The sequence below is a fragment of the Streptomyces sp. CNQ329 genome (genome assembly GCF_000482585.1).
This window is the reverse complement of record NZ_AXVU01000028.1, coordinates 56,595-77,114: the sequence shown is the minus strand read 5'-3', so window position 1 is coordinate 77,114 and position 20,520 is coordinate 56,595. Positions and strand designations below refer to the sequence as shown.

The following is a 20,520-nucleotide window of genomic DNA, read 5'->3' as shown; positions in this document are numbered from 1 at the left end:
TGCCGGCGGGCACAGGGGACGGCGGGCTCAGCCGCCCAGTTCGTCGAGGCTGACCGCGTCGGCGGGCGCCGTGACGTCCACCTTCTCGTTGAAGTCCGAGAACTCGGCCGCGCCCGGCTCGTCCCCGCCCTCGATGTCCATCTTGAGGATGTACGGCTCGCCCTCCGTGGCGATGTGGACGGTCGTGGTCTCGCCGTCCTCCTTCGTGATCAGCGTGATGGTCGGGGTGCCCCGCACCTCGCCCTCGTCACCCTTCTCGGTGTTGTCCTTCTTGTCGCCCTTGTCCTCGTCCATGCCCTTGAGGACCGTGTCGAGGTCGCAGAAGGACGCGAAGTCGTCCTGCCCGGTACCCGTCTGCACCCAGCGGTCACCCACCGTCGCCTCGATGAGCTGCGCCTGCTCCGGGCTGCCGGCGTTCATCTCCCAGAACTTCGTGTCCGGCTTCATGTACGACGTGCCGTCGACGCGGCGGATCTCCGCGGTGGCGCCCTCGGTGGTGACGGTGCCGGTGCACTCGCCGCCCTTGGTCACCGACAGCTTCATCGCCGTATCCGCGGCCCCGGTCTGCCGGAAGTCCAGGGTCATGGACTTGGCGGAGCGCATGGCCGCCACCGTCTCGTCCTGGATCTCCTCGGCCGACTTGCCGGCGAGACCACTGTCCTCGCTGCCGCAGGCCGACAGGGCCGTCACACCCAGGGCCGAGACCAGGGCCGCCGCCACCACGCTTTTCCGCACAGTACATCCTTACTTGTTGCTTACACCTGACCGGCTGGTCATACGACCACATACAAGGCCGCGGTGTCACACCGGGGTCTCACACTGTGGGCTCACTCCACGACGTGCCGCCCCTCCGGGCGGGCGCTGCACGAGCTGCGGAACGCGCACGGGGCGCAGTGGTCACCGGGCGTCGGACCGAAGCGCTCGTCCAGGACCCGGGCGGCGGCGGTGGCCAGCAGCCGGGGCACCCAGTCGCCCTCCGGCGGCGGCTGCCTCTGCACCTTCGGGAGCGCGTCGCCACCCTCCCGGGCGGGCGCCCCGATCCGCAGGTGGACCAGTTCGGCGCCGCCGGACACCGTGCGCTCCGCACCGGCCGCCCCTTCGGCGACGGCTGCCTGGTAGACGGCGAGCTGCGCGTGCTCGGCGACCTCGGGGCCGGTCGGCCGCGACTTGCCGGTCTTGAAGTCGACGACGTACGCGCGGCCTTCCGCGTCCTCCTCGATCCGGTCCATGGTGCCCCTGATCTGCACCTCGTACGTACCGGCCTTCACGGTGACGTCGAAGTCCCGCTCGCTGGCCACCGGGCGGCGGCCCCGCTCCAGCACGTGCCAGCGCAGAAAGCGCTCCAGGGCGGCGCGGGCGTTCTCCTTCTCCTGCGCGGACTTCCACGGGGCGTCGAACGCCAGGCCGTCCCACACGCCGTCGAGGCGCTCCATGAGCGCGTCGAGGTCGGCGGGGGTACGGCCGGAGGCGACCTCGTCGGCTAGCGCGTGGACGACGAGACCGAAGCCCTGGGCGGCGGAGGCCGGTGCGTCCGCGCGTACCTCGCGGCCGAGGAACCACTGCAGCGCGCAGGTGTCGGCCAACTGCCCCACGGCGCTGCCGGAGAGCGCGACGGGCTGGTCGCGGTCGCGCAGCGGCACCGCGTTCTCCGTCGGCTCCTCCAGGCCCCACCAGCGGTCCGGGTGCGCGGCGGGCGCCAGCGGCCGGCCGTCCTCCGCCGGCGCCGCCAGCCGGGCCAGCCGCTCGGCGGCGGCGGCGCGCAGGGCGTCGGACGCGTCCGGGTCGACGGTCGTCGCACGCAGCTCGGCGACCATCGCGGCGACGGACAGCGGGCGGCGGGGACGGCCGGTGACGTCCTTGGGCTCGACGCCGAGTTCGGAGAGGAACCGCGAGGGCTGGTCGCCGTCCTCCGCCGGCGCCTTCACGGCGGTGACGACGAGCCGTTCGCGGGCGCGGGTGGCGGCGACGTAGAACAGCCGGCGCTCCTCGGCGAGGATCGCACCGGGCGGCAGCGGTTCGGCGAGACCGTCGGGGCCGATGCGGTCCGCCTCCAGCAGGGAGCCGCGGCGGCGCAGGTCGGGCCAGAGGCCCTCCTGGACCTGGGCGACGACGACGAGCCGCCACTCCAGCCCTTTGGCGCGGTGGGCGGTCATGAGGCGTACGGCGTCGGGTCCCGCGGGGCCGTCGGCGCGGCGGGTGAGGACGTCGGCGGCGATGTCCTGGGCCTCCAGCTCCTCCAGGAAGTTGAGGGCGCCGCGGCCTCCGGTGCGCTCCTCCGCGCGTGCCGCGGTCTCGAAGAGGGCGCAGACGGCGTCGAGATCGCGGTCGGCGTTGCGCCCCGCGGGACCGCCGCGGGCGGCGGCGCGCTGCAGCCGGGCGGGCCAGGGGGTGCCGTCCCACAGCTCCCACAGGGCGGCTTCGGCGGTGCCGCCGCGGGTGAGGAGGTCGCGGGCCCGGCGCAGGAGTACGCCGAGGCGGTGGGCGTTGCCGGCGTAGGCGCGGTCGTGGACGACGAGGCGCCGGGGCTCGGCGAGCGCCTCGGCGAGGAGCACGTCGGAGGGACGCGGGACGGACCGCCCGGCGGCGCGCTCCTCCTCGCGGAGCGCGCGGCCCAGGCGGCGCAGGTCGGCGGCGTCCATGCCGCCGAGGGGGGAGGAGAGGAGGGAGAGGGCGACGTCGGGTGTGATCCAGGGGCCGGGGTCGGCGCCGTCGGGGCCGGGGCTGCCGGGTTCGGGTGTGCCCGTGGGCACGGGGTCGCCGGAGCGCCCCGCGGGGCTCATCCCCGGGCCGGGTGCCGTGACCTCCGGTGCGTCGGCCGGCGGCGCCTGCGGCGCCGGGTCTCCCGCCCGTCCGCCCGCTGCCTCCCGGCCCGCGCCCGACGCCGCCACCCGCAGGGCCGTCAGCAGGGGCTGCACCGCCGGTTCGTGGCGCAGCGCCAGGTCGTCGCCCGCTATGCGCAGGGGCACACCCGCCGAGGTCAGCGCGCGGCGGACCGACGGGATCGTACGGGCGCCCGCGCGGACCAGGACCGCCATCTCGCGCCAGGGGACGCCGTCTTCGAGATGCGCCCGGCGCAGGATGTCCGCGATGTTGTCCAGTTCGGCACTGGCCGTCGGGTACGTGTACGCCTCCACCCGTCCCCCGTCGCTCACCGGCGTCAGCAGCCGGTGCGCCCGTACCGCCTCCGACGGCAGCCGCGGCAGCGGCATCCGGCGGGTGAGCAGCCGCGTCGCCGCCAGCAGCCGGGCGCCCGAGCGCCGCGAGGTACCCAGCACCGCGACCGGCGCGGGCCTGCCGTCCCGGCGCCTGAAGACCTCGGGGAACGTCAGGATCCCGCCGACGTCCGCACCCCGGAACGCGTAGATCGACTGGTCCGGGTCGCCGAAGGCGACCAGCGTCCGGCCGCCGCCCGCGAGCGCCCGCAGCAGCCGCACCTGCGCCGCGTCGGTGTCCTGGTACTCGTCGACGAACACCGCGTCGTACCGCCCCGTCAGCTCCGCCGCCACGTGCTCCGTCTCGGCCAGCAGCACCGCCCGGTGCACCAGTTCCGCGTAGTCCAGCACCCCCTGCATGTCGAGCACGTCCAGGTACTCCGCCAGGAACTCCCCCGCCGCCGCCCAGTCCGGCCGCCCCGCCGCCGCCGCGAACCGGTCCAGCGCCGCCGCCCCGAGCCCCAGCTCCCGGCTGCGCGCCAGCACCGCCCGGACCTCGTCGGCGAACCCGCGCGTCGTCAGGCAGGCCCGCAGTTCGGCCGGCCAGGACACCCGCGCCCGCGCGCCGTCCTCCTCGTGGCCGGCGAGGAGTTCGCGTACGACGACGTCCTGTTCCGGCCCGGACAGCAGCCGCAGCGGCTCGACGAACATCGCGGCGTCCTGGTGCGCCCGCACCAGCGCGTAGCAGTACGAGTGGAAGGTGCTCGCCTGCGGCGCCGGCGCGCCGTCCAGCCGGGCGGTCATCCGGTCGCGCAGCTCGACCGCCGCCTTGCGGCTGAACGTCAGCACGAGGATCCGCTCGGGGTCCGTACCGCGCCTGATCCGCTCGGTGACGGCCTCCACCAGAGTCGTGGTCTTGCCCGTCCCCGGCCCGGCGAGCACGAGAAGCGGTCCGTCCCCGCACTGAACCACCGCGCGCTGCGCTGCGTCCGGCACAGGGGGGACCGGCCGCACGGGTGCGGTGCGGACGAGTCGGTAGGCCGGGGAGGAGACGGACAAGGTGCTCACATGCATCGCCGGTGACAGGGGACGGGGTTCAGGTGCCGGTTGCCGAACCGTACTCCGTACGGGGGGCGGCCCGGGCCGTTTGGTGCGGGGTGTCGGAAGCTGTCAGATATGACCCTCGACACCGTCGCGGCTGCCGTCCCAGCGGGCCCGGCGGATGTCGATGCGCTGCTCACCCGACGTGGTGGCACGCAGCGGCGTGCCCTCCACGCGGTACTGCTCCAGGGCGTCGCGCTCGTGGCCGGGCAGCAGCCGGCCGTCCGCGCGCACCACGCGCCACCAGGGCACGGCGCTCCCGTAGAGCGCCATCACGCGGCCCACCTGGCGCGGCCCGCCGCGGTCTATGAACTCCGCCACATCCCCGTACGTCATCACCCGGCCCGGCGGGATGTCCTCCGCCACGGAGAGCACCCGGTCCGCATACTCGTCGAGAAGGTCCGCCTCCGGGCCCGGGGCGCCGGCGGAGGGTGTCGCGTCGTTCATCCGACCCATCCTGCCGCAGAGGGCCGACAGTCCGGCGCGGCGGCGGGAGGCGGGCACACCGTTGCCGGGCACACCCGGATGCGACCATCGGAGACACGCTCGTGCCACCATCGTGCGGGCGGTGACTGGTGATACGAGACGAAGACGGGACAACCCAGGGCATGCGGCGCGACTCCGCGGCCGAGCCTCCGCCGGCGGAGCCGGCCACGGAGGCGCAGAGCCCTGCCCGCAGGGAGGGTGAGGAGGGGGACGGCGGAAGTACGCGCCGCGGCCACGACTCCCGCCGCCGCTCCGCTCCCGGCCCTCTCGAGGGCGATGACCCGCTCCTGCCCGCCCGGGTGCACCGCCCCTCCGACCTCATGCGGCTGCTCCTCGGCATCCTCGGCATCGCCGCCGTCCTGGGCCTGGCCGCCGTCGCGCACGCCACCACCGAGGGCCTGGAGGAGGACATCACCAAGGGCGCCGAGTACACGCCCTCGTTCGTCGTCACCCTCGGCGGCCTGACCTCCAGCATCGCCGTCCTCATCGTCCCGGTGGCCTTCGCGGTCGAACGCCTCGTCAAGCGCGACGGCCTGCGCATCGCCGACGGCGTGCTCGCCGCCGTGCTCGCGCACGGCGCCGGGCTCGCCGTCTCCCTGTGGGTCTCCGAGGCCGCCCCCGGCTCCGTCCAGGGGGCGCTGACGCAGATCGCCCGGGACGGCGGGCGCACCGATCCCGTACACGGGTATCTCGCCCCCGTCATCGCCTACATGACCGCCGTCGGCATGTCCCGGCACGCCCGCTGGCGCGTGCTGATGTGGACGGTTCTGGTGCTCGACGGCCTCGCGGTGCTCGTCGGCGGCTACACCACCCCGTTCGCCATCCTGCTCACCGTCCTCATCGGCTGGACCGTCGCCTACGGCACGATGTACGCGGTCGGCTCCCCCAACGTCCGTCCCACCGGCCGCAACCTCCTCGCCGGCCTGCGCCGCGTCGGCTTCCGCCCGGTCAGCGCGCTGGTGCCGGAGGAACAGCCGGATCTGGACGGCGACGGCCGCGGGCGGCGGTTCGTCGTCACGCTGGAGGACGGCCCGCCGCTGGACGTCACCGTGGTCGACCGCGAGCAGCAGGCCCAGGGCTTCTTCTACCGCGCCTGGCGCCGCCTGTCGCTGCGCGGCGTCTACCAGCGGCGCAGCATGCAGTCGCTGCGCCAGGCGCTGGAGCAGGAGGCGCTGCTGTCGTACGCCGCGATCGCGGCCGGCGCCAACGCCCCGAAGCTCATCGCCACCTCCGACCTCGGCCCCGACGCGGTCATGCTCGTCTACGAGCACACCGGCGGGCGGCCGCTGGACACCGTCCCCGACGAGGCCCTCACCGACCGGCTGATGCGCGAGAGCTGGCGGCAGGTCAGGGCGCTGCAGTCGCGCCGCATCGCGCACCGCCGGCTGGACGCGAACGCGGTGCTGGTGACGCGCTCGGGCGAGGTGATCCTCACCGACCTCAGTAACGGCGACATCGCGGCGGGCGACCTCGTGCTGCGCATGGACATCGCCCAGTTGCTCACCACGTTCGCACTGCGCGTCGGCGCCGAGCGGGCGGTCGCGGCGGCGGTGGAGGTCCTCGGCCCGGACGCCGTCGCCGACGCGCTGCCGCTGCTCCAGCCGATCGCGCTGACCCGCGACACCCGCGCGGAGCTGCGCCGGCTCTCCCGCGAACGGGCGGCGCGCGAGCGCGAGGCGGTCATCGAGGCGTCGCGGTCGCGCAAGTACCAGACGGCCGGGGACCGCAAGAGCAAGCGGGCCGCCAAGCAGGCCGAGAAGCGGGCGATCGAGGGCGCGCTGGACGAGGCGCGCGAGGAGGACGTGCTGACGCAGATCCGCCACCACGTGCTGCTGATCCGGCCGCAGGCGCCGGTGGAGCCGGTACGGATCGAGCGGATCCGGCCGCGCACGCTCGTGAGCATCATCGCGGGCGTCTTCGCCGCCTACTTCCTGCTGACGCAGCTCACCCACGTCAAGATCGACGACGTGCTGTCGCAGGCGAACTGGCGCTGGGCGGCGCTGGCCGCGGTCTTCTCCGCGGCCACGTACCTGGCCGCCGCGCTGTCGCTGCTGGGCTTCGTCCCCGAGCGGGTGCCGTACGGGCGCACGGTGCTGGCGCAGGTCGCCGCGTCGTTCGTCAAGCTGGTCGCGCCGGCGGCGGTCGGCGGGGTCGCGCTCAACACCCGCTTCCTGCAGAAGTCGGGCGTGCGGCCGGGCCTGGCGGTCGCCAGCGTCGGCGCCTCGCAGCTCTTCGGGCTCGGCAGCCACATCCTGCTGCTGCTCACCTTCGGCTATCTGACGGGGACCGAGCGGACGCCGTCGCTGTCCCCGTCCCGTACGGTCATCGCCGGGCTGCTGGCGGCGGCGGTGCTGATCCTGATCATCACCGCCGTGCCGTTCCTGCGGAAGGCCGTGTCGTCGCGGATCCGCTCGCTCTTCGCGGGCGTGGTGCCGCGCATGCTGGACGTGCTGCAGCGCCCGCAGAAGCTCGCGGCGGGCATCGGCGGCATGGTGCTGATGACGCTGTCGTTCGTGCTCTGTCTGGACGCCTCGGTACGGGCCTTCGGCGGCGACCTCAGCTTCGCGAGCGTCGCGGTCGTCTTCCTCGCCGGCAACGCGCTGGGCTCGGCGGCGCCCACGCCCGGCGGCGTGGGCGCGGTGGAGCTGGCTCTCACCGCGGGTCTGACCGCGGCGGGGATGCCCAGCGACACGGCGCTGTCGGCGGTGCTGCTGTTCCGGCTGCTGACGTTCTGGATGCCGGTGCTGCCGGGATGGCTGTCGTTCACGCACCTGACCCGCAAGGGCGCGCTGTAGCCGGCGCGGGTGGCGTGCCGCCCCGGCCCCGGGGCCCCGGGAGACGGTCAGAGGTCGACGACGTGCCAGGGCCGGATGCTCCACTCGCCCACCAGCCCGTTCGCCACGTACGGGTCCTTCCTGACGAACTCCTCGGCGGGACCCGGGCCGTCGGTCCGCCAGATGATCAGGGCGCGCGGCGGGGCCTCCGTCATGGCACCCGCCATGACGAGGTCGCCGCGCCGGTGGCACTCGCGAATGAGATCGAGGTGCGCCTGCCGGTAGGAGTCCCGCCGCTCCAGGTAGTCGTCGACGTACGAGTAGTCGAGGACGTAATAGGACACGGACACGCGGCCTCCCTGGTGGCGGGGCGAACGGTAGGGGGACCACGGTACTCACCCGGACGCCCCGCGCAGCGCGCGGCGGTCCGCGCCCCGCCGGACGATGGCAGTCCGCCACCGCCGAGACCGGGAGCCGTCGTGCGGGTCACCAAGCCGACCACCGCCGCCACCGCCACCACCGCCGTCCTGCTGACCTTCCTGGCCGCGGGCGCCTGCGGCATCGCGTCGTCGTCCGAGCGCGCCGACGGCCGCGAGGACGGCGTGGCGGCGGCCGGGATCCAGTGGGGTGCGTGCAAGAACCTCCCCGCGCCCGAGCCCGGGGCACCGGCCGCGGAGGCCGACTGGCAGTGCAGCACGCTCGACGTGCCGCTCGACCACGGCAAGCCGGACGGCGAGAAGATCGGCATCGCCATGATCCGCGCCGAGGCCACCGGGCCGCGGGCGGAGCGCCTCGGCTCGCTGGTGTTCAACTTCGGCGGCCCCGGCGGCTCCGGCATCGAGACCCTCCCGGGGCTCGCCGGCCAGTACAAGACGCTGCACAAGCGCTACGACCTCGTCAGCTTCGACCCGCGCGGCGTCGGCCGCAGCGACGGTGTGCACTGCCTCGGCGACCGCGCGCTCGACAAGTACTTCGCCGCCGACAACACCCCCGACGACACGGCGGAGGAGAAGGCGTACCTCGACCGGATCCACCGCTTCGCCGACGCCTGCGAGAAGAAGTCCGGCACGATCCTGCCGCACGTCGGCACCGAGAACGCCGCCCGCGACATGGACCTCATGCGCGCCGCGCTCGGAGACGACGAACTGCACTACTTCGGCATCTCCTACGGCACCGAACTGGGCGCCGTCTACGCCCATCTCTTCCCCAGGAAGGTCGGCCGGGCCGTGCTCGACAGCCCCGTGGACCCGACGCAGGACAGCGCGCAGCGCTCACTGGCACAGGCGAAGGGCTTCCAGCAGGCGCTGGAGAACTACGCCGAGGACTGCGCGCGGCAGGGCAAGCAGTGCCCGCTCGGCGACGCCTCCTCCGGCGAACCCGCGGTCGCCACCGACGACGTCACCGACCTGCTGAAGCGGCTGGACGGCAAGCCCATCCCGGGCACCTCCGGGCGCGACCTCACCGAGTCGCTGGCGACCGGGGGGATCGCGCAGTCGCTGTACTCCAAACAGCTCTGGCCGCTGCTCACGCAGGGTCTCGAACAGGCGCGGGACGACGACGGCGCGACCCTGCTGCTGCTGTCCGACGCGCTCAACGGCCGCAAGCCGGACGGGCACTACACCACGCTCCAGGCGTCCTTCCTGGCGATCAACTGCGCGGACACCAAGAACCGCTACTCCACGGCCGGCATCCGCGACCGGCTGCCGGAGTTCCGCAAGGCGTCACCGGTCTTCGGCGACTTCATGGCCTGGGGCCTGGCGTCCTGCGACGGCTGGCCGGTGACGGGCAAGCGCTCCACGCCGCGGGTGAGCGCGCCCGGCGCCGGCAAGATCCTGGTCGTCGGCACCACCGGCGACCCGGCGACGCCGTACGAGGGCACCCAGCGGATGGTCGACGCGCTCGGCGGAGACGTGGCGGTGAAGCTGACCCGCGTCGGCGAGGGCCACGGGGCGTACGGCAGCGGCAACCGCTGCACGCAGGAGGCGGTCGACACGTACCTGCTCGACGGACGGCCCCCGCAGAACGACACGACCTGCCGGAAGTAGTCCTCTCGCACATGCGTGTGCCGCCGCCGGATACTCGCCGGCGGCGGCACACCGCGTCCTGCGCCGTACGTCAGTAGACGGGCTTCTCCGGCTCGATCTGGTTCACCCAGCCGACCACGCCGCCGCCCACGTGCACCGCGTCCGCGAAGCCCGCAGACTTCAGCACCGCCAGGACTTCCGCGGACCGGACACCCGTCTTGCAATGCAAGACGATCTTCTTGTCCTGAGGCAGCCCCTCCAGGGCGTTGCCCATCAGGAACTCGTCCTTCGGCACGAGCCGGGCGCCGGGGATCGAGACGATCTCGTACTCGTTGGGCTCCCGGACGTCGATGATGTCGATGTTCTCGCCGTCGTCGATCCACTCCTTGAGCTGCTTCGGAGTGATCGTCGAGCCGGCCGCGGCCTCCTGGGCCTCGTCGGAGACGACGCCGCAGAACGCCTCGTAGTCGATCAGCTCGGTGACGGTCGGGTTCTCGCCGCAGACCGCGCAGTCGGGATCCTTGCGGACCTTGACCTGGCGGTACTGCATCTCCAGGGCGTCGTAGATCATCAGCCGGCCGACCAGCGGGTCGCCGATGCCGGCGAGCAGCTTGATGGCCTCGTTGACCTGGATCGACCCGATCGACGCGCAGAGCACGCCCAGCACGCCGCCCTCGGCGCAGCTCGGCACCATGCCGGGCGGCGGGGGCTCGGGGTACAGGCAGCGGTAGCACGGTCCGTGCTCGGCCCAGAAGACCGACGCCTGGCCGTCGAAGCGGTAGATGGAGCCCCACACGTACGGCTTGCCGAGCAGCACACAGGCGTCGTTGACGAGGTAGCGGGTGGCGAAGTTGTCCGTGCCGTCCACGATCAGGTCGTACTGCGCGAACATCTCCATCACGTTGGAGGAGTCCAGCCGCTCCTGGTGGAGCTGCACCGTCACGTACGGGTTGATGCCCAGCACCGTGTCGCGGGCGGACTCGGCCTTGGAACGGCCGATGTCCGCCTGGCTGTGGATGATCTGGCGCTGCAGGTTCGACTCGTCGACCTCGTCGAACTCGACGATGCCGAGCGTGCCCACACCCGCCGCGGCCAGGTACATCAGCGCGGGGGAGCCGAGACCGCCCGCGCCCACACAGAGCACCTTGGCGTTCTTCAGCCGCTTCTGACCGGACATCCCGACGTCCGGGATGATCAGGTGGCGTGAGTACCTGCAGACCTCGTCGACGGAGAGCTCGGGGGCGGGCTCGACCAGCGGTGGCAACGACACGGGGACTCCGTAAGCGTGTGAGAGCACAGTGGGTCTTCCCGTAACACTGCCACGCACCTTCTCATTCCGAGACACCCTGTCCGAGACGCGAGACGAGGTCGTCCCAGTAGCCGGGCAGCGCCTCCCATCCGGGCCGGTCGGTAAGGAACACCGAGGCCGCGCCCTGCCAGCGGGCGACCCGCAGAGCCTCGTCCAGATGGGTCGGCGGTACGCCGTGGACCAGGTGGCAGAACCGCTCGGCGGGCTGCTCCGCGGTCCATTCGGCGACCTGCGACCAGCGGTAGTCCGCCCACGGGCCCGCGAAGGTGACGAGCTGGTCGGCGGCCTCGGCGTAGCCGGGGTACGGGTGGGTGCCGATGCCGAGGACGACGTGGGTGCGCGGGGAGAGCGCGCCGAGGGTCGTCGTGACGCGCCGGACCTCCGGCAACCGGTCGCGGTCGGCGGGGCAGCCGCCGAGGTAGAAACCGTCGACCCGGTACCACTCCAGGAACCGGTGGGCGTCCGTGATCAGCTCGCCGAAAGGGCGCCGGCCGTGGCGCAGATCGAGCCGGCCGAGGGTGCGCACCCGCGCCGACTTCAGCCGGCCCGCCGCCTCCAGGCAGTGCGGATCCGGTCGGACGCCGGGCCCGCCGGCGACGTCGAGCACCGTCCAGTGGACGGCGCCGGCCGCGGCGGGCCGGGTCAGCTCCCCCCACTCGACGGGGGCGACGAGGGGGTGCGCGTAGCCGGGGACGGCGAGGCGGAGGGGCGTCTCGGCCGGCTGCGGCGGGGGCTGCCACCCGCCCGCGGGCGCGGGCAGGGCACCGCGCAGGTCACGCAGCACCGCGGCCGGGACCGGTCTGCCGGTCCCGTCAGCTCTCAGATGCGGCATGCCGCCTCCATCCAGATATCCGCAAGGCTCTCCTCGATTCCGATCCGGGGCCGCCAGCCGAGGCGGTCCCGCGCCGTCCTGATGTCCGCCTGCTGCCAGGCCCCGCACCCGTCCGGATACGGATACGCCGCGGTGACGGCCGCCGGTTCCGTGCCGGGGCCGCCGTTCGTCCCGTGGCCGTGTCCGTGGCCGTGTCCCGGGCCGTGCCCCAAGCCGTGGCCCGGCCCGTGACCCGGGCCGTGTCCGCCGTGCCCGAGGCCGTGGCCGGCGCCCGCGGGCTGCGGGATCCGGCCGGCCGGTGTCGTGTCGTACTCGTGCAACTGGCCGCCGTATCCCGCGATCCGCGCCAGCGCCACCGCCGCGTCCCGCAGCCGCACCGCGCGCCCGCCGCCGATGTTCACCACCCCCTGCGCGGCCGACAGCGACGCGGCGTGCACCGCCCGCGCCACGTCCCGTACGTCCACGAAGTCGCGCTGCGCGCCGAGCCCGCCGAGCTTCAGCTCGCCGTCGCCCTGCTGCATCGCCCGCCGCAGCGCCTCCGCCAGCCGGCCGAGCGGGGAGCCCGCCGGGGTGCCGGGGCCCGCGGGCGAGAAGACCCGCAGCACGATCGCGTCCAGACCGGAGCCGAGCACCAGCTCGGTCGCGGCCAGCTTGCTCACCCCGTACGGGCCGCCGGGACGCGGCAGTGCGTCCTCGGCCGTCGACGAGCCGGCCGGCGAGGGCCCGTACTCCGAGGCGCAGCCGACGTGCACCAGCCGCGCCGAGCAACTGCTGCGCCGCATCGCCTCGCAGAGGGTGGCGACGGCGACGGTGTTGTGCCGGGTCAGGTCGCGGGCGCCGCCGCGGGTGGTACCGGCGCAGTTGACGACGACGCCCGGGTGCACGGCGTCGAGGAACCGGGTCAGCGCGCCGGGGCTGCCGGACGACAGGTCGAACCGCACGTCGGCGTCGTCGCCGCGGCCGAGCGCGGTGAGCTGGACGGCGGGGTCGGCGAGCAGGCGGTCGGCGACGTAGCGGCCGACGAAGCCGGTGCCGCCGATGAGCAACACCCTCATCGCGCACCCCCGTGGTTCGAGGAGGGCGTGGGCAGTGGTGGTGCGGTCATCTCGTTGTGCTCCTTGCGATGAGCTGAGGCTCGGGTGAGTACGCCGCCGGCGTACGCCAGCAGCGCGAGCGCGGCGACGCCGCAGGCGACCGCAGGCACGGCGGCCATACGGAAGCCGGCGGAGCCGGCGACCAGCAGTTCGACCGGACGGCCGAGCGCGGCCAGCCCGGGGACCCGGGCGGCCAGGACCAGCAGCAGCGCCGTGACCTGCGCGGCGCAGGCGGCGGCGACGCCGTACGCGGCGGCCCGGGGGAAGCCGTGCACGGCGAGCAGCCGGGCGAGGAAGAGCAGGGTGCCGAGCGCGCAGGCGGCGACGGGGGCGCCGGGGGCGGCGGGCTGATGCGCCGGGCCCGCGAGGAGACGGTCCGCGGCCACGGCGCCGAGCTGCAACGCGACGAGGACGGTCAGCACCGCGGCGACGGCCGCGACGGGCAGCAGGCGGACGCGGGCGCGGAACTCGGCGAGATCCCGGCTGTCCCGCAGGCTGCCGCGGGCGCGCGCGGCGAACCACCGCGCGACGGCCGCGGCGGGCAGCACGGCGGCGGTGAGCGCGGCGAGGGCGGCGGCGGTGGCGTAGGGCACGACGGGCGCGCGGGTGACGCCGGTGGCGCCGCCGAGCAACTCGCCGAGAAGCCAGTCCCCGTACACCGCATACGCCAGCAGCCACCCCACGGCGAGCCCGGCCCCGGCGGGCAGCCCCGCTCCGGCCCGCAGGGGCCCCCGCTGCAACCCGAGCACCAGCGCGACCACGGCCCAGGCGACGCCCCCCGCGGTCAGGGCGGCCTGCGCGGTGCCGTGCAGCCCGGCGGCGACGAGCACGAGCAGCCCGCCGCCGAGCGGGAGGAGGTGCGCGAGAGGGGCGAGGGGTGCGAGAGGGACACGGGGGCCGGCGGGCGGCGGAGGTTCGGTGCCGGGCCGGCGGGTCCGTACGTACATCTCCTCGGCGAGGGAGAACACGTTCCGGTGCCGGTACCGCACGGCGGTCCGGTCGGTGACGCCGTGCGCCTCCAGCCCGGCGGCGATCTCCAGCGGGTCGACGGCCCGCCGGCACAGCTCCCGGTGCCGGTACATGAGCCCGCGCACGGGATCGGCGGACCCGCGCCGCGGCCGTGCGGCCGGAGCCGCGGTGCCGGCCGGAGCCGCGGACGACGGGGATCCGGAGCCGGGGCGCGGGCCGGAAGGACCGGTGGCCGCCGCGGCGTCTTCGCCGAACCGCGGGGCGGAGCCGCCGGAGGCCGCCGCCGGGCCTGCGGCAGGCGGTGCCGTCTCCGGCCCCGCGGGCTCCGGTGCCCCGTCGGTTCCCGCGTCCGGCCGCGGAGCGGCGGCGGGGGGTCCTGCCCCGGATCCGGCGGGTGGCGCCGTATCGCGCCCCACCGGGTCCGCCGCGTCCGGCGGGGGGTGGAGTGACGTTACGCCGGGAGGAGCCGGCTGCGGGCCGAAAGCTTCCTCCAGGGCTTCCGCCAGGTCTTCGGCGGGGGTCGGCGCGGCCGGCTCGCCCGCTTCCGGCCCGGGTGAGTGCGTCCGCGGCCCCGAGGCCGCTCTCGGACCGTCTGTCATCGGCCGGCCCTCTCCCACGTGGGCCGTGCCCCCGGGGCCGCCCGGTCCGGTGCCGGCGCAGCCGCCAGGTGTGCCTCCGGCGGGTGCGCGAACGGATGCGGCGCGGCGGCGGTCGCCGGGGTGGGCGCCCGGCCGCGTGCGGCCAGCTCCAGGTAGATCCGCCCGAACGCCGCCACGTTCTGCTCCGCCGTGAACAGCTCCACCGCCCGCGCCCGCGCGACCGCGCCCAGGCGCGCCCGGCGGGCCGGGTCGCGGAGCAGCGCCAGGCAGGCATCGGCCAGCGCCCGCGGGTTCCGGGGCGGGACCACGAGCCCCGTGCCGCCGATGACCTCCCGGACGGCGCCCACGTCGGTCGACACCGTCGCCCGGCCGCAGAACATCGCCTCGACCAGGCCGACCGGGAAGCCCGCCACGACGCTGGAGGACACCGTGACCCCGCCCGCCGCGTACGCCGCCGCCCGGTCCGGCAGCTCCGGGTCGCCGACCTCCGCGAACGACACCGGGCCGGCGCCCCCCGCGTGCATGTCGGCGGCTCCGCCGGGGAAGAGCCGGGCCGCCAGGGCACGGCAGCGGTCCCGGTAGCCCGCGTGGGCGGCGGCGGGCGGGCCGGTCTCGGCCACGACGAGGCGGGCGGCCGGCTCCGCCCCGCGGATCTCCGCGAACGCGTGCAGCAGGGAGACGAGGTCGCCCGCGGGCTCCATCCGGCCGGCCCAGACCAGGGTCCCGCCGCCCTCCCCGTCGGCCGCCGAGTCCCCCGCCGCCACGAAACGCGCCTCGTCCATGCCCGGGTACACCGTGCGCAGCCTGCTCGTCTCCGCGCCCAGCCGCAGCGCCCAGCGCCGGGCGTGCGCGTTGCCCGGGGTGACGAGCTCCGCCTTGTCGTACGCCTCGGCCGCCAGCCGGCGGTGGAAGGCCGCCGTCAGCGCCCGTACGGACACGGGCCCGCCGGCGTACGCCCCCCGGCCGCTCTCCAGGTAGTGCCGCCGCAGCCGCACCCCGTACTCCGTCACCAGCAGCGGCGTGCCGAAGAACCGCCGCGCCAGCAGCCCCGGCAGCACCGCGGGGCCGCCGGACAGCGCGTGGCACAGGTCGGCGTCCGCCAGCCCCGGGCCGTCCTCCCCGTACCACCCCGCCCCCAGCGGCCGCAGCACCCGGTCCAGATGCGCCGCCACCGCCAGCAACTCCGAGACGCGCGCCCCCCGCACCACCGCGAGTGCGCCCGGCGCCCGGCAGGCCCGCTCCAGGATCCGCACCGCCTGCTCCGCGCGCAGCGCACGCCCCGGCCCGCCCGCGTCCCTGGCCAGCTCCGCCAGCCCGTACAGCGCGGAAGCGAAACGGTCCTGCCCGGACCTCCCCCCGTCGCCCCCGGCGGCAAGCGCGCAGGCCAGCTCCGTGAAGTGCGCGGCGAAGCGGCACCGGTCGGCGCGCCCGTAGCGGCGTTCGCCCGGCGCCGGGCGCCACAGCGACGCGACGTGCACCCGGCGCACCTGCGGCGGCAGCGGCACGAGCCCCGACGCCTCCTGCGCCGCGTCCGGTGCGCACGCGAAAACGTCGAACTCATGGTGGGCAAGCCCGCGTACGAGCCGGTCGCACCACCCCGGCGGCTCGTCCGCGGCAAACGGGAATCCGCCCTCCGCGAGAAGGCCGATGCGCAACGCGAACACCCCCGAAACTGCTGTGGCTCCATCCGGTGGGAGGACGGTACGCACGCAGAGGGGCAGTGATGGACGGTTGTCCGTCGCACCACCGGAAAGGGTGAATACCCGTGACTATTCGGGGTCTGGGGCGTTTTGACCCCCGACGCCGGCCTCCGAGGTCAGTCGCGCGGGAACGGCCAGGGGTTGGGCTTGCAGGTGACGCCGTCCGTCGACAGGTACTTCGTCTGCTGCATCATCACCGGTGCGAGCGCGCCGTCCCGCTCGCATCCGACGTGCCCGTTCCCGAGCCGGTGGCCGACCTCGTGGTTGATGAGCATCCGCCGGTACGCGTGGATGTCGTCGCCGTAGGTCTTCGAACCCTGTGCCCACCGGAAGGCGTTGATCATCACGCGCTCGGTGGCCGCGGAGTCGCAGGACACGTCCTGGTCGCTGGTGTCGAGGCCCGACTTGGCACACCACTCGTCCGTGGTCCCCGGGCTGGCCAGGGTGATGACGAACGCGGACTCCTCGCCGGGTCCCACGCGCTCGAAGGTGCGGTCGCCCTGGCCGCCCCAACTGCGCTCGTCGTTGAGCGTCTTGTGCACCGCGGACGCGAACAGCTCGCCGTCCAGCGGTAGTCCCTCCTCGACGTCCACGCGGTACGCGACGACCTGGCCCCGGCCGGGCGCCTTGTCGCCGCCGGGGACCGCGGTGAGCTTGCCGGAACCGGTGAGGCTGCGGCTGAGGGGGTAGGTGGCCGCCATCTTCTCGCCGTACGTGGCGGGGGCGGCCTGCGCGTTCCGGCCGGCGCCCGGGCCGGCCCGGTCGCCCGAGCCCGCCGGGTCGTCGCGGTCGCCGGAGCGGGAGGCGGAGCCGTCGGCGGCGCCGCGCTGCTTGCGCGCGTCGGCGGCGGCGGCGTCCGCGCGTTTGGCGCGGCCGTCGGAGACCTGGCCGGCGATCGCGGCGGCGAGCGCGCACGTCACGAACGCGGCGGCGACGCCGGTGACGACCCGGCCGCGGTTGGCCGGGCGCTGCCGGCGGCGGTGGCCGCCGCCGGTGGACTGCAGGGCGGCGGCGAAGTCGTCGGGCGGTCCGTCGCCGTCGCCGCCGGGCGGCCACCCCTGGTCGTCCGCGGCGGGAGCCGGTCCGGGCACGTCGCCGCGAGGGCGCTCGGCGGGATCGGCGGTGCGGCCGGGCCCGGGCCCGTCGAAGGCGTCGAGGTACTCCTGTCGTACGGGCGTGGGCGTGGCCGCGACGGTGGCGGTACCGAGCCCGCGCACGGGCTGCTCGTACGGCGGCGAGCCCCACCCGCCGCCGGGCTCCCGGTGCTCGGGGTGGCCGAGGGGGTGCTCGCCGGTGTCGTCCATCGGGGCCATGGGCGCCGTGCGGGACGTACGGGGCGGGCGGGGCATGCCGTGCCCGGAGGGCGGTCCCCCGGGGCCGGCGACGCGCCGCATCGACCCGGTGTCGGTCACCCGGGGCACCGGGCCGGTGTCCGTGACCCGCGGCACCGGGCCCGTTCCGCGGACCCGCGGCAGCGGACCCGTATCGGTCACCCGGGGCGTCGGGCCCGTGTCCGTGACCCGCGGCACCGGACCCGTCCCGCCGTGCCGCGGCGCCGGACCCGTATCACCGAAACGCGGCATCTCGCCCGTCCCCGTGACCGTCCGCGCACCCCCCGGCACCCGCGGCACCGGACCCGTATCCGTCACCCGCGGGATCGGGCCGGTGTCGCTGATACGCGGGATCGGACCCGTGTCACCGCGTCGCGGCAGCGGCGGACGCGCCCCGGACTCCTGTCCGGTCCCGCCGCCCTTTCGCGCCTGCTTCTTGCCCTTGCCGGCCGCGCTGTGCCTGCCCACCGTGTGCGTCAGCTCCTGCCGGGGCTCGCGTCGGCTGCCCCTGTCTCGTACTCGTCCAACAGCTCGGTGAACGCCCTGGCCACCATTTCCGGGTACTCCATCATGGCCACGTGCCCCGCCGCCGGCAGGGCCAGCAGCCGCGAGTTGCGGAATGCCGTCTTCGCCCGCCGCGCCATCCTGAACGATACGAGTTGGTCGCGGCAGCCGTAGATCAGCAGCGTAGGCGCCAGCACCCGCTCCGCCAGCCGCCACAGCGAATGCTGCCCGCCCAGGGTGTACGCGCCGACGACCCCCCGCGCGGAACGCCCCATGGCGTCCCAGTGGTACGGCAGCCTCATGCGTCGGGCGTACTCGCGCGCGTGCTCGGCGAAGCCCTCCGGGCTGACCCTGCGGGGGTCGCCGTAGCAGAGGCCCAGCACCGCGCGGGTGCGCTGCTCCGCGGTCCAGTCCCGGGTGAGCCGGGCGAAGAGCGCGGTGACGCCGGGCACGGCCAGCAGCGCCGTGGGCATCGCGGTGCGCTGCGGGCGCAGCTCGGGCAGGGCCGGGGAGACGAGGGTGAGGGTGCGCACCAGATCGGGGCGGAGGGCCGCGACGCGGGTGACGATGGTGCCGCCCAGCGAGTTGCCGACGAGATGGACGGGCCCGCGGTCGCCGGCGTCGAGGTAGCGGATGACGGCGCGGGCGTGGCCGGAGAGGGAGTAGTCGCCGTCGTCGGGGGGCGGGGAGTCGCCGAAGCCGGGGAGGTCGAGGGCGCCGGCGTCGACGCGGCCGGCGAGCAGGGGGCCGAGGCCGGCCCAGTTCAGCGCGGAGCCGCCGAGCCCGTGCACGTACACCGCGGGCGGCAGTCCCGCGCGTGCCGGCGGATGCTCGCGGACGGCGAGGGTGAGCCCCGGAAGCGTCACCCGCCGTCGCGTGGCACCGCCCCCGCCTCCGGTGGGAGCGGGGGGCACGGTCCCCGGCGGGCCTGTCGCCGGGGTTGCTTCGTCGCCCGCCAGAGAGGGCTCTGTCGACGGCATGGGGCAATGTTACGAGACAGTCACGCTGTGGTTCATGTGTTCGCGCTCACAAGCCGCCTCGCGGGCGAAAGCGGCCTCTCCTACGCTCGTATGGAGGACAACATCCGAAACCGTGCCCGAAGTCCGGGCGGCGAACGACGCGGAGAGGGGGACGATGCCATGACCGTCGACCCGCAGGATCCGGACACCTTCGACGAGCCCGCCCGCCGCACCCCCGGGCGGCCGGGCGTCGAGACCCCGGAGGCCGACGCCGCTGAGCAGCACACGGAGGTGGAGCAGCACGACGAGGAGGTCACCCCGCGGGAGAGCCGCGGCGCCGAGGTGGACCCCGCGGACGCCGCCGAGCAGGCCCGTATCGTCGAGGAGAACGAGGACGAATACCGGTGACGTGCTCGGTATTGCCCCGGTTCGGCCGAGGTCGGGGGCGATGAAATTTCGCGCAGCGACGGAGCGCCGGACGATTACCCGCACGTACGATGGCACCTGCGGTCGGCCCGCCGGACAGGCCCGGCGTCCCGGGGGCGATCACCTGAGGAACCAGGAGGCGCAGTGACAGCCATGGAGCAGGCCGAGACGCGTCCACGCAGTACGCGGCTTCCCCGCCGCGCGCGCCGCAACCAGCTCCTCGGCGCGGCCCAGGAGGTCTTCGTCGCCCAGGGGTACCACTCCGCCGCCATGGACGACATCGCGGACCGCGCCGGCGTCAGCAAGCCGGTGCTCTACCAGCACTTCCCCGGCAAGCTGGAGCTCTACCTCGCCCTGCTCGACCAGCACTGCGAGGCGCTGCTCAAGGCAGTGCGCGCGGCGCTCGCGTCCACGTCGGACAACAAGCAGCGCGTCGCGGCCACGATGGACGCGTACTTCGCCTTCGTCGAGGACGAGGGCGGCGCCTTCCGGCTGGTCTTCGAATCCGATCTGACCAACGAGCCCGCGGTGCGCGAGCGCGTCGACAAGGTCAGCCTGGACTGCGCGCAGGCGGTCAGCGAGGTCATCGCCGAGGACACCGACCTGCCGGTCGAGCAGGCGATGCTGCTGGCGGTGGGGCTGTGCGGGATGGCGCAGATCACCGCGCGGTACTGGCTGGGCTCCGGCCAGTCCATCCCGCGGGACGCCGCCGCCCGGCTGATCGCCTCGCTCTCCTGGCGCGGCATCGCCGGGTTCCCCATGCACGGCGGCCCGGACCAGCCGTAGGACCGGCCCCTCCGTGACCGTCCCGCCGCGGTGTTCGCTGCGGGCGTGCAGGCATCGGTCCCGCGGGGTGTGCACGCCGGGTTAGTGTGCACACGTACATCCAACTGACCGAAAGGGATCAGGCCGTGGAGGTCAAGATCGGCGTGCAGCACGCCCCCCGTGAGATCAGCCTGGAGAGCGGGCAGTCCGCCGAAGAGATCGAGAGCGCGGTGGCGGACGCGCTCGACGGCAACTCGGAGGTGCTGACCCTGGTCGACGACCGCGGCCGGAAGATCCTCGTGCCGTCAAGCCGCATCGCCTACGTGGAGATCGGTGCCCCGACCGCGCGCAAGGTGGGTTTCGGCGCCCTCTGAGGGCGGATTTTCCCGCTCTCCCCGCTCGTCCGGCCCCCCGGTGTCCGACACCGGGGGGCCGTCGTTTGCCCGCGGATCCATGCGGGTAGACCCGGAGCGTCCGATTCGCCCCAGCCGTGGG

The 20,520-nt window shown here is 74.9% G+C and carries 16 protein-coding genes; 5 read left to right on the top strand and 11 right to left on the bottom strand.

The genetic code is table 11. The annotated features are described in order from the left end of the window. Window positions 1-27: 27 nt before the first annotated feature. From I003_RS0119720 to I003_RS0119710, 3 genes are all read right to left on the bottom strand, one after another. Window positions 28-735 (bottom strand): hypothetical protein, encoded by a 708-nt coding sequence (locus I003_RS0119720; RefSeq protein WP_027773083.1) that lies wholly within the window; start codon window positions 733-735, stop codon window positions 28-30. A gap of 92 nt (window positions 736-827) precedes the next feature. Continuing rightward, complete coding sequence (locus tag I003_RS0119715) at window positions 828-4,226, bottom strand: ATP-dependent helicase (RefSeq protein ID WP_486584298.1); 3,399 nt, start codon at window positions 4,224-4,226, stop codon at window positions 828-830. A gap of 96 nt (window positions 4,227-4,322) precedes the next feature. Next, the gene (locus I003_RS0119710; protein ID WP_027773081.1) at window positions 4,323-4,700 is read right to left on the bottom strand and encodes an MGMT family protein; all 378 of its coding nucleotides are present in this window, start codon (window positions 4,698-4,700) and stop codon (window positions 4,323-4,325) included. 161 nt (window positions 4,701-4,861) lie between these two features. On the opposite strand from I003_RS0119710, the gene I003_RS0119705 reads away from it, so the two are divergent. Then, window positions 4,862-7,534 carry a lysylphosphatidylglycerol synthase transmembrane domain-containing protein gene (locus I003_RS0119705; RefSeq protein ID WP_027773080.1) on the top strand — a complete coding sequence of 891 codons (2,673 nt, stop codon included), beginning with the start codon at window positions 4,862-4,864 and terminating at the stop codon, window positions 7,532-7,534. Window positions 7,535-7,581: 47 nt separating this feature from the next. On the opposite strand, the gene I003_RS0119700 is transcribed toward I003_RS0119705, so the two are convergent. Continuing rightward, on the bottom strand, window positions 7,582-7,863 hold the full coding sequence (locus I003_RS0119700) for a YciI family protein (RefSeq protein ID WP_486584297.1): 282 nt from the start codon (window positions 7,861-7,863) through the stop codon (window positions 7,582-7,584). Window positions 7,864-7,992: 129 nt separating this feature from the next. Here I003_RS0119700 and I003_RS0119695 point away from each other — a divergent pair, with 129 nt between their 5' ends. After that, on the top strand, window positions 7,993-9,558 hold the full coding sequence (locus I003_RS0119695) for an alpha/beta hydrolase (protein ID WP_027773078.1): 1,566 nt from the start codon (window positions 7,993-7,995) through the stop codon (window positions 9,556-9,558). A gap of 70 nt (window positions 9,559-9,628) precedes the next feature. Here I003_RS0119695 and moeZ read toward each other — a convergent pair whose 3' ends face one another. The 7 genes from moeZ to I003_RS0119660 form a co-directional block, all read right to left on the bottom strand. Continuing rightward, a complete protein-coding gene (gene moeZ / locus I003_RS0119690) occupies window positions 9,629-10,807 on the bottom strand; it encodes an adenylyltransferase/sulfurtransferase MoeZ (protein ID WP_027773077.1) in 1,179 nt (392 codons plus the stop codon). Window positions 10,808-10,868: 61 nt separating this feature from the next. Continuing rightward, complete coding sequence (locus I003_RS0119685; protein ID WP_027773076.1) at window positions 10,869-11,678, bottom strand: spherulation-specific family 4 protein; 810 nt, start codon at window positions 11,676-11,678, stop codon at window positions 10,869-10,871. Continuing rightward, window positions 11,666-12,733 carry an SDR family oxidoreductase gene (locus I003_RS0119680; RefSeq protein WP_027773075.1) on the bottom strand — a complete coding sequence of 356 codons (1,068 nt, stop codon included), beginning with the start codon at window positions 12,731-12,733 and terminating at the stop codon, window positions 11,666-11,668. The genes I003_RS0119685 and I003_RS0119680 overlap by 13 nt, the downstream gene beginning before the upstream one ends. Then, the gene (locus I003_RS0119675) at window positions 12,730-13,866 is read right to left on the bottom strand and encodes a hypothetical protein (protein ID WP_486584296.1); all 1,137 of its coding nucleotides are present in this window, start codon (window positions 13,864-13,866) and stop codon (window positions 12,730-12,732) included. Before I003_RS0119675 ends, I003_RS0119680 begins: the two co-directional genes overlap by 4 nt. Window positions 13,867-14,336: 470 nt before the next feature. Beyond that, on the bottom strand, window positions 14,337-16,004 hold the full coding sequence (locus I003_RS0119670; RefSeq protein WP_037721206.1) for a DUF3492 domain-containing protein: 1,668 nt from the start codon (window positions 16,002-16,004) through the stop codon (window positions 14,337-14,339). A gap of 152 nt (window positions 16,005-16,156) precedes the next feature. Next, window positions 16,157-17,569: a DUF3152 domain-containing protein gene (locus I003_RS0119665; RefSeq protein WP_027773072.1), complete on the bottom strand. Its 1,413-nt coding sequence runs from the start codon at window positions 17,567-17,569 to the stop codon at window positions 16,157-16,159. A 278-nt stretch (window positions 17,570-17,847) separates the two neighbouring features. Next, entirely contained in the window at window positions 17,848-18,741 is an 894-nt protein-coding gene (locus I003_RS0119660) for an alpha/beta hydrolase (RefSeq protein WP_027773071.1), read from the bottom strand. A 273-nt stretch (window positions 18,742-19,014) separates the two neighbouring features. Here I003_RS0119660 and I003_RS0119655 point away from each other — a divergent pair, with 273 nt between their 5' ends. From I003_RS0119655 to I003_RS0119645, 3 genes are all read left to right on the top strand, one after another. Further along, a complete protein-coding gene (locus I003_RS0119655; RefSeq protein WP_027773070.1) occupies window positions 19,015-19,242 on the top strand; it encodes a hypothetical protein in 228 nt (75 codons plus the stop codon). Between the two features lie 162 nt (window positions 19,243-19,404). Continuing rightward, window positions 19,405-20,046, top strand: coding sequence for a TetR/AcrR family transcriptional regulator (locus I003_RS0119650; protein ID WP_027773069.1), 642 nt, complete (start codon window positions 19,405-19,407; stop codon window positions 20,044-20,046). A gap of 125 nt (window positions 20,047-20,171) precedes the next feature. Continuing rightward, window positions 20,172-20,399 carry a DUF3107 domain-containing protein gene (locus I003_RS0119645; RefSeq protein ID WP_027773068.1) on the top strand — a complete coding sequence of 76 codons (228 nt, stop codon included), beginning with the start codon at window positions 20,172-20,174 and terminating at the stop codon, window positions 20,397-20,399. The last annotated feature ends 121 nt before the right edge of the window (window positions 20,400-20,520 follow it).

What these genes read in the sequence shown, in the direction of transcription:
- I003_RS0119705 (WP_027773080.1), top strand. Translation starts at nt 4,862, where the DNA reads ATGCGGCGCGACTCCGCGGCCGAGCCTCCGCCGGCGGAGCCGGCCACG.
- I003_RS0119685 (WP_027773076.1), bottom strand. Translation starts at nt 11,678, where the DNA reads ATGCCGCATCTGAGAGCTGACGGGACCGGCAGACCGGTCCCGGCCGCG.
- I003_RS0119715 (WP_486584298.1), bottom strand. Translation starts at nt 4,226, where the DNA reads ATGCATGTGAGCACCTTGTCCGTCTCCTCCCCGGCCTACCGACTCGTC.
- I003_RS0119710 (WP_027773081.1), bottom strand. Translation starts at nt 4,700, where the DNA reads ATGAACGACGCGACACCCTCCGCCGGCGCCCCGGGCCCGGAGGCGGAC.
- I003_RS0119680 (WP_027773075.1), bottom strand. Translation starts at nt 12,733, where the DNA reads ATGAGGGTGTTGCTCATCGGCGGCACCGGCTTCGTCGGCCGCTACGTC.
- I003_RS0119655 (WP_027773070.1), top strand. Translation starts at nt 19,015, where the DNA reads ATGACCGTCGACCCGCAGGATCCGGACACCTTCGACGAGCCCGCCCGC.